The organism is Spirosoma pomorum, from assembly GCF_054776615.1.
Genome location: NZ_BAAHBP010000006.1, coordinates 76359 through 84449, shown reverse-complemented (window position 1 = coordinate 84449; position 8091 = coordinate 76359). Strand labels below are relative to the sequence as shown.

Sequence of the window (8091 nt, the reverse complement as noted above, 5' to 3'; positions counted from 1 at the left end):
ATAGCTGAAGATACAAAAACTCAGCATAGCAGAAGTTTTATACCACAAGCCCAGTTGTGCAACGGCCACGGGTGTTTTGTGAGACGCCTTTTTGGCTTGGATGTTATCGATCAAAACCGAGTGTTCCTATATATTAGATACTTGGTTTATACAACATAGATTATAAAGCACCCCATTCCTCCCATGCTTGGTGAAGATAAATTTTACATTGCAGCGGTTGGCGTATCGGCGGGGGGGATGGATCCCCTCCATACCTTCTTTGCCCAAATACCGCCGGACTCCGGAATTGCCTTTGTTGTGATCTCCCATTTAAATCGAGACTTTGTCAGCAGGGCGGATGAACTCTTAGCCCAGCATACGCCTATGCCTGTCTGTTGGGCTACGGAGGGCCAAGAAGTGAGACCCAATAGCGTATATATGATACCCGTTAACAAAATGATGACCATTGAAAACGGTTCTCTACACTTACAAACCCGACGAGTCGAGGATAAAATTAATTGGGCAGTCGATATTTTCTTCAAGTCCTTGGCCAAAGCAAAACAAACATATGCCATTGGCATTATTCTTTCGGGCGCGGGCACCGATGGCACTTTAGGGGCAATTGCTATTCACAATGAAGCGGGCATGGTGCTGGTTCAAGATCCTCAGACCGCTGCCTTTACGAGTATGCCCCAGTCTGCTATCATGCGGGATCATCCCCGTCAGGTTTTATCGCCAAAACGGTTAGCTCAGGCTTTATTAACTCTAGTGGCTGAGCTAACCTAACGGCATTTATACAACGAGCATGTGAGATTCTTTTTTAGTCATCATCGCCATCATAGTAGGCGTGGCCCTGTTTCGACATGTCGACGTTAATACGCTCCAAAGTGAGACAAAGGGGAATATCTGTATCTTCAATCCGGGCGTTTTTTGTACGCCACATCGGTACAGGCTGACTGCTACTACAGCGCCCTTATTTGAGTCAGATCGCTGGAGAAATAGAGCTCAGGTAAGCCCCCTGCTGGCTTTTGGGTAAATACGGTCTAGTCCAAGTAGAGGTCAGTTATTTCTGAAAACCTCGTGGATGCAGACACCGCTTCCAGTAGGCTACGATCAGGCTGAGCTCAGCCTGGAGGTCAGTGAAGCTTGATCCTTTCAGATGATACCCCTGAATAGTGCCTTGATAAGCCTTTTTGACAAGTTCTTCGTTCCCCCAGGTCGAGAAGTAAACAAAAGGAATGGCTTTCATCCGCAGCACCGGATCAGCATCGATCCGGTCGCGTAATTCAAACCCGTCCATACCCGGCATGAGAACATCACACAAGATGACCAGTGGAATTTCCTGGGTTTCCTGCAAATACAGCAGCGCCTGCTGACCATCCTTGAAAAAACGAACTGGGTTACGAATAGAGGCTGCCTTGAGTGCTTTTTCGACTAGGTAATGATCGTCAACGTCATTCTCGATATGAACGATGGGCATCTGATCGAAGGAATCGATTTGGGGTAAATCAACCATTGAAAACGAGCAAAAAAATGTTGAGTTAAACGATTGGTATCAGACTCAGGCGGGCAAATACACCCAGAAGGTAGTTCCCTGCCCTACCTCACTAGTGGCGGTGATCCCCCCACCATGATTCTCCACCACCCGCTGACAGATCGATAGACCAACGCCCGTGCCTGAATACGAATCGTTGCTGTGCAAGCGCTGGAAGACCTGAAAAATGCGATCCAGGTATTTCGGATCAAAGCCGATGCCATTATCGGTCACACTGATCCGATGGTAGAACGGAACGTTGGCGGTAGGCCGAACCTCGCCGGGTAGCTCCCTGGCCGAGCAGTAGTTATACTGAACCTGAACCCGGGGCCTTTGTTCGGGCTCGACAAACTTGATGGCATTGGTCAGCAGGTTGTCAAACAGCAGCGATAGCTGCGACTTATCACCCCTGGCCGTGGGCAATTCAGCAACCTCGATTTGAGCGCCGGTTTGCTGAATCGTTTGTTGCAGGCTTACCACCACACCCGCTAGGATTGTACGCAACGACACCGGCCCAAACGTCTGCTGACGGGTCGAGACACGGGAGTAAGCCAGCAAGTCCCGAACTAAGGTTGACATGCGCGCGCCCGCATTGGCAATGCGCTGTAGATGGTCCCCCACGGATGGGTCAGCATGATTGGCGAGTTGTAAAGTCAGCAGATCACTAAAAGCCTGAATCTTACGTAAGGGTTCCTGAAGGTCGTGGCTGGCGATGTAGGCGAACTGCTGCAAATTGTCGTTCGAGCGTTGCAGGTCTTGATTGACTGATAGCAGTTCCTGAGTCCGGGCCTGAACCCGATCGTCCAACTCAGCGGCTAGTTCCCGATAGCTCTGTTCGCTTTCCTGAAGCCGTTGAGTGGCCAGATACTTTTCTGTAATGTCGACCGCCATATTCAGGATGGCGTACACCCGGCCCTCGCCATCCAGTAAGGGTTGGTAAACGAAGTTGAACCAGCGCGTCTGCATCCGGCCATCAATCAGCAAATCAGCCGCCTGTTCGGTAGTGCGGTAGGCTTGCCCCGTCGCGTAGACGACGTTCAACAGCGGAATGAAGGGCTGATCGGCCAGTTCGGGTAAGGCCTCCATTAGCTTTTGGCCGATCACCGCTTTGGTCTTGCCCCATAGGTTGATCATGGCGTCGTTAGCCAGGGAAATGAGCAGATCGGCCGTTTCGTAGATGGCAATGGCAAAAGGGGCCTCCTCCACCAGACTACGAAAACGCAACTCACTTTTCTCAATTTCCTGCCGCGCTAGTACTTGCTGGGTTACCTCAACGGCCATAATCAGAATACCGGTGGTTTGCCCATCGACAGCCCGAATGGGGGAATAGCTGAAGTCGAAATACACATCCTCCAAGCTGCCTCTTCGGACGAGTTTGGCCAAGACCGCTGTTCCGTAGAAGGGGATGCCCGTGTCGTAGACGCTTTCCAGGAGTTCCATGAAGGGTTGGCCTTCCAGCTCCGGTAGGGCCTCATCGATGGGTTTGCCCACGATCGAAGCATCTTTACCCCACACCTCAAAAATACGCTCGTTGCCTAACTCAATGACCAGGTTACGCCCTTTGAGTTGACCGATGGCCATGGGTGCCTGTTCGACAACAGCGCGAAACCGGGCTTCCCGCTCAGCGAGCTGCTGGCGAATGACGACCTGACTCGTTACGTCAAGGGCCACGTTGATGACCCCGTACACCTGGCCCTTCTCATCAACAAGCGGATTGTAGGCGTGGTTGAACCAGACCCGTTTTAGCTGACCGTTTTCGATCACCTGAGCCATCCCTTCCTGCTGGAGAAACGGCTCGCCCGTATCAAAGACGTGCTGGAGCTGAGCCAAAAAGGGTTGACCTTCCAGCTCCGGCATGGCTGTGTGCAGGCGTTTACCGGTCACGGTGTCGTCTTTGCCCCAGATGGCCAGCATGGGGGCGTTGACCTGCTGAATGATCATGTCACGGCCCACAAAGACGGCCGTGGCCGCTGGGGTTGCCATAACCAGGTCCTGGAAACGGGCTTCGCTGGCCCGGAGTTGCTGCTGTAAGTGCGCTTCCTGAATCGCCTTCCGACGGGCCGTTAGCAAGGCAACAACCTGATTAGCCAGAATTTTTAAGGCCCTTAACTGCCCCTCATCGAGCTGGCGTACCTGGGAATCGATCACGCATAGGGACCCCAGTGCGAGTCCGTCTTCGTCAACCAGCGGTTCTCCTGCGTAAAAAACGATGTTTGGATCACCGGTAACGAGTGGATTCTGCTGAAAACGCTCATCCTGGCGGGCATCTTCAACGATCAGGGGGCTACTCAACGCCAAAAGGTTGTGAGCGCAGAAGGACTGTTCTCTAGGAGTTTGGCGAAACGAGAGCCCGCGATTGGATTTGAACCACTGCCGGGACTGGTCGACCAGGCTGATCAGGGCCACGGGAGTGCGGCAGATTTGGGAAGCCAGCAGGGTAATGTCTTCGTAGTCCTGTTCGGGTAAAGAATCAAGTACTTGATAAGAGTCCAGGGCGGCTAAGCGCTTGGTTTCCTCCTCCAGTGAGAGGGTATTCATCCAGCCTACAGGTTACGGTTACGCTGGTAAAAATAGGAAGAAATGTATATGCCAACAAAAGTACTGGCCCGGCTAGGGTTTGGCTATTCAACGATCGTGCTTATTGATACCATCTCATAGAAGGCTCCTAAATGAAATGGGAGCGTTGAGAAAGAGGTGACGTCAAGGGGGAGTTTAGACGTTCTTCGCCATCCAGATAGCCTCCAGTACGTCTTTAAGGCGTCGTCGGCTGATGGGTAACGGATGGTCCCTAATCAAAACATGAGCGCTCCTGGCGTCAGTGACTACCGCTTTGCTGACAAAGCTCGGATTGATCAGGTACCTTTTGTGTATTCGGATAAAGTCAGGCAGTTCTTGCTGACACTGACTAACCGTTCTACAGAGCAGTAAGTCCTTGTGGTTTGTGAAGTGAACACGCGTGTAATTCGCTTCACCCGATAAATGAGTAATGGTTTGGGCCAATTTGATCAGCTCAATTCGACGCATCAAGGATCAGAAGTATGTTGTGGTAACATCTACGATCAACGCCTGATAATAGATTCATGCAACCCGCATCAATAATTGGGTAGCCATCAATTGGGCACCTGTAGAAAAGTAGCCGATTAATGGCCAGCGGTAAATCTTTTCGCTGACACCGGGCGTAAATGAGGATACAACACAACCTATAAATGCCCGGTACATATGAACAAATTGGCCCAATTATTCGAACGCTTTGACCAGCTAGACACCCGGATGAACCAGTGGCTGGTCACCAACAGTATTGCTATTCTACGCGTGTGTATGGGCCTGGTGTTTCTGGGCTTTGGTTTCCTCAAGTTCTTCCCGGGCATCAGTCCAATTGAAGAGTTAGCTACCCGGACAACCACCCTGCTGACACTGGGTCTGTTTTCTGGTCACAAGGCGATGGATTTCGTGGCCGGGCTGGAATGTGTGATTGGCATCTGTTTTCTGACGGGGCGCTTCCTGCGCGTGGGGGTGTGGCTGATGGCGGCACAAATGGTTGGGGCGATGTCTCCGCTTCTTTTCTTTCCCAGGGAGTTGTTCCCCGCTCCGTTGCACGCTCCCTCCCTGGCGGCACAATACATTCTCAAGGACATTATTTTAGTGGCGGCCGGTATGGTGATTGCCTCCACCTGGACGGGTGCCCAGATCGTGGCCAAACCGACTAAGATGTTAACTAGTCTGAAGAGACGCGCGCCCAAAGTCCACCGGGCTGTCCCCAGCAACGGCTTGGTGTAGTTGCTACAGGAAAAACAGACTAGATTTTGTTGGTCAAAGTTTCGTTTAGGGATAAAGCTATTTCCTAACAAGGCCACCGACCTAGTGAGGGTTTGACTATCTAATTATTGTCCCCGTTGGTCTCATCTCAAAAAAGGCTCGCCCGTGAGACGAAAGGAATTTTCGTATCCTTAAGCCGGGCGTTTTTAGAAACGCCCGGCTTAAGGATACGAAAATAGTTTGAGAAGGAGTTAAAGTATATACTTTCTGACTCTCTATACTTCTTTTAGAAGGTATCTAATAGTAAAATCACCCGCTTGAGACCAAATTTGCCACTACTTATACGTTAGGGCGGTCGTTACTTCACACGTTTTATCCGTTTTAAACCGAATCCATCGGGCCTGAAAATCCTTCGGGAATGTATAGTTGATCGTTTTTCCAGGCGCAACAGTGAATGACTTATATGTCATCCAAACGCCCGAACCGACCGGATCGGCTTCGATGGTAAAGGTAACCGGCTGGGTAGTTTTGTGCGACAGTTGCAGACTGCGTTGGTCGTAAAAACCGATCAGATAAGGATCTGACGCTTCATTGGCTTTCACCGCTGTATTTTTCCAGGGGCCACCATGCCCTGTTGGTTTGCCCAGCTTCCACAGATCATCGATAGCACCCGCCCAAACGGCGGCTTTCTTATCATCCGAGATAATGATGTGTTCATTCGTTTTGGCTGCGTTCAAATCGATGCCCGTCATAACCAAGAGTCCCCGGTAGGAGGCATAGTCGTTGATTCGCAGATTATGCGACGAAACGGGTCTTATTTTGGCGTATCCATCCGCGTTTTCGGCGGGCAGTTCGTAGAATGTTCCGTGGCAATTGAGCAAGTCGCGTTCAGTAGCTACTTCCCGGCATATTCGAAGAGCGGCCTGATTGGTCAACGTCGTGTAGGCATCGTTGCCGAGGGGGAGCCGCCAGCGTCGTCCTTTATCATCTACGATCAAAACGCTCGATTCATTAATCGTTACTACATTCTGAGGAATCGCAAACTTCGTTTTGATGACGTTTACCACACCAGCATCCTCCTTCCGAACGAGCTGCATGTCAGCATTCAGTTCGTAATACCCAACATCGGTAGATTGCCCCCCGTTGTATGTCGAAGCGGCCAGTCCCAACGCTCGTCGATCAGCCCCCAGACCGTACATCAAACCACCCGACGTAGCAGTAGTTGAGACGGTGCTAAGGCCAGCAAACAGTGGGTTAGCGGTCGTAGTACGCGTATCGTTCGCCGAATAGGAAAAGTGGGCCGATAAATTGGCGGCTTTGTCTGACTTGATCCGAATCCACTCGCCAGTTACGTCGGCGGCAAAGGGTACGTGTGCGGCTTTGTGTGCGCCGACAGTTACCGTTTGCTGTCTGGACCAGCTACCTGTCCCGGTTTTATCCACCTCGAACGTCAGTTGAACATCCGAGTCGCTATTGTTCTGAACCCAGGCCGAGCGATTGGCCCAACCGGCAAATAAAAACGGCTCGGAGGGTTGATTGGCCGAAACTGCTTCATTTAGCCAGACGGCTCCTTCGGCGGTATTCGGGCCCAATTGATCGGGTAAATTCAGCGAAGTAAACCACAGATTCGAATTGGATTGGCCAGGTCCTTCGAGATTACCCTTTACTTTTCGTTTGTTCAGAAATTCTTTTTGAGCCGAATCGTCACAGCCGAAAACCAGCCGATCGTTCCAGCGGGCGTAATCACCAATTACTTTCAGATATGCCGAGCGGGGTCTGATTCCTGCGGTATTCGATGCCGTGAAACCACCCGGAAACTGCCAGAACATACCGTGCATCGTCATTAGATAATCCGGTTTCTGCGTCGTACCCACATCCCGAATGCGGGGCCATTCGGTATTCCAGCCATGCGCACCGTCGTACGAATGACTCGCTTTAGGAAGCCGAAAAAAATGCCAGCCAGTCGTCTTGTCGCGCACACCCAGCAAGACGGATTTGTGATCCCAGCCGGTGGCCCAGATGGGGTCCGTTTCCGGATGTTTATTGCCGTAGATACCGCCCGGCCCCGTTACTTCGACAAACTGGTTTCGCCGAACAACTTTCCAGTCTTTGCCATTCCACTCCGACAGGGAACCCGCATCTACATCGAACTGCGCCAGCGCTTTAGCTCCTGGTTCGCCGTTGTTCGAATAGACCATAACGCCCTGACCCGAATACACACCCTTGCCATGCGCACCGGGCAGCAACGTGTTTTCCAGATTATTCGATTCGTCCGATTCTTTTTTTCTACTGATGTTGCCATCCTCGTACAGCATCGTTGGCGTCAGAGTATTAACATCTACTTCGTAAAACCCTTCTTCCATCGTTCCGTAATAGATATTTCCTTTCGGATCAGTCAGATGGCGGGCGTTACCAGTATGACGCCCAGGCATGGTTTTATAGGGTATGACCCGGACATGCGCTTTGCTGTCGATAGCGTAGGGACCAATAAATAGCTGATTACTCTCGGGATGAATCATCCGGTTGGCAGGGGTACCACCGATACTTTCGGACCGAACGATCTGCTTTAAATCGGGCGTTATTTCGTACAGCTTGTCGGACGAGCCAAGCGGCAAATGTGGCCCGTACGTAACTACCCAAAGTTTACCCGCCCAGGGAACAACCGCCCCCGTGCCACATTCCCCTTCTTTGTTGTACATGGCCAGCTGCGGATAAATCCCGCTGTAAGACGGTACCTTCCTGGACTGAGCGATGGTTATAGTCTCCTGAATAAGCAGCCAGCCCAGCAGGCTAACCGAAAGAAAAAACGTTTTCATTGCGTT

6 protein-coding genes are annotated in these 8091 nt (G+C 51.3%); 2 read left to right on the top strand and 4 right to left on the bottom strand.

Annotation, left to right across the window (positions count from 1 at the left end):
* Window positions 1–183 precede the first annotated feature (183 nt).
* On the top strand, window positions 184–765 hold the full coding sequence (locus ACYVAD_RS09525; protein WP_461139256.1) for a chemotaxis protein CheB: 582 nt from the start codon (window positions 184–186) through the stop codon (window positions 763–765).
* A 277-nt stretch (window positions 766–1042) separates the two neighbouring features.
* On the opposite strand, the gene ACYVAD_RS09520 is transcribed toward ACYVAD_RS09525, so the two are convergent.
* From ACYVAD_RS09520 to ACYVAD_RS09510, 3 genes are all read right to left on the bottom strand, one after another.
* Window positions 1043–1495, bottom strand: a complete 453-nt coding sequence (locus tag ACYVAD_RS09520) for a response regulator (protein WP_461139255.1) — start codon at window positions 1493–1495, stop codon at window positions 1043–1045.
* A gap of 45 nt (window positions 1496–1540) precedes the next feature.
* Window positions 1541–4051 carry a PAS domain-containing protein gene (locus ACYVAD_RS09515; RefSeq protein ID WP_461139254.1) on the bottom strand — a complete coding sequence of 837 codons (2511 nt, stop codon included), beginning with the start codon at window positions 4049–4051 and terminating at the stop codon, window positions 1541–1543.
* Window positions 4052–4225: 174 nt separating this feature from the next.
* On the bottom strand, window positions 4226–4537 hold the full coding sequence (locus tag ACYVAD_RS09510; RefSeq protein ID WP_461139253.1) for a LytTR family transcriptional regulator DNA-binding domain-containing protein: 312 nt from the start codon (window positions 4535–4537) through the stop codon (window positions 4226–4228).
* Between the two features lie 204 nt (window positions 4538–4741).
* Between ACYVAD_RS09510 and ACYVAD_RS09505 the strand changes: the two genes are divergently transcribed.
* Window positions 4742–5290: a DoxX family membrane protein gene (locus tag ACYVAD_RS09505; protein WP_461139252.1), complete on the top strand. Its 549-nt coding sequence runs from the start codon at window positions 4742–4744 to the stop codon at window positions 5288–5290.
* Between the two features lie 314 nt (window positions 5291–5604).
* Here the strand turns inward: ACYVAD_RS09505 and ACYVAD_RS09500 are convergent, their stop codons facing one another.
* The gene (locus ACYVAD_RS09500; RefSeq protein WP_461139251.1) at window positions 5605–8085 is read right to left on the bottom strand and encodes a hypothetical protein; all 2481 of its coding nucleotides are present in this window, start codon (window positions 8083–8085) and stop codon (window positions 5605–5607) included.
* Window positions 8086–8091 lie beyond the last annotated feature (6 nt).

What these genes read in the sequence shown, in the direction of transcription:
- ACYVAD_RS09525 (WP_461139256.1), top strand. Translation starts at nt 184, where the DNA reads ATGCTTGGTGAAGATAAATTTTACATTGCAGCGGTTGGCGTATCGGCG.
- ACYVAD_RS09500 (WP_461139251.1), bottom strand. Translation starts at nt 8,085, where the DNA reads ATGAAAACGTTTTTTCTTTCGGTTAGCCTGCTGGGCTGGCTGCTTATT.
- ACYVAD_RS09510 (WP_461139253.1), bottom strand. Translation starts at nt 4,537, where the DNA reads ATGCGTCGAATTGAGCTGATCAAATTGGCCCAAACCATTACTCATTTA.
- ACYVAD_RS09520 (WP_461139255.1), bottom strand. Translation starts at nt 1,495, where the DNA reads ATGGTTGATTTACCCCAAATCGATTCCTTCGATCAGATGCCCATCGTT.
- ACYVAD_RS09515 (WP_461139254.1), bottom strand. Translation starts at nt 4,051, where the DNA reads ATGAATACCCTCTCACTGGAGGAGGAAACCAAGCGCTTAGCCGCCCTG.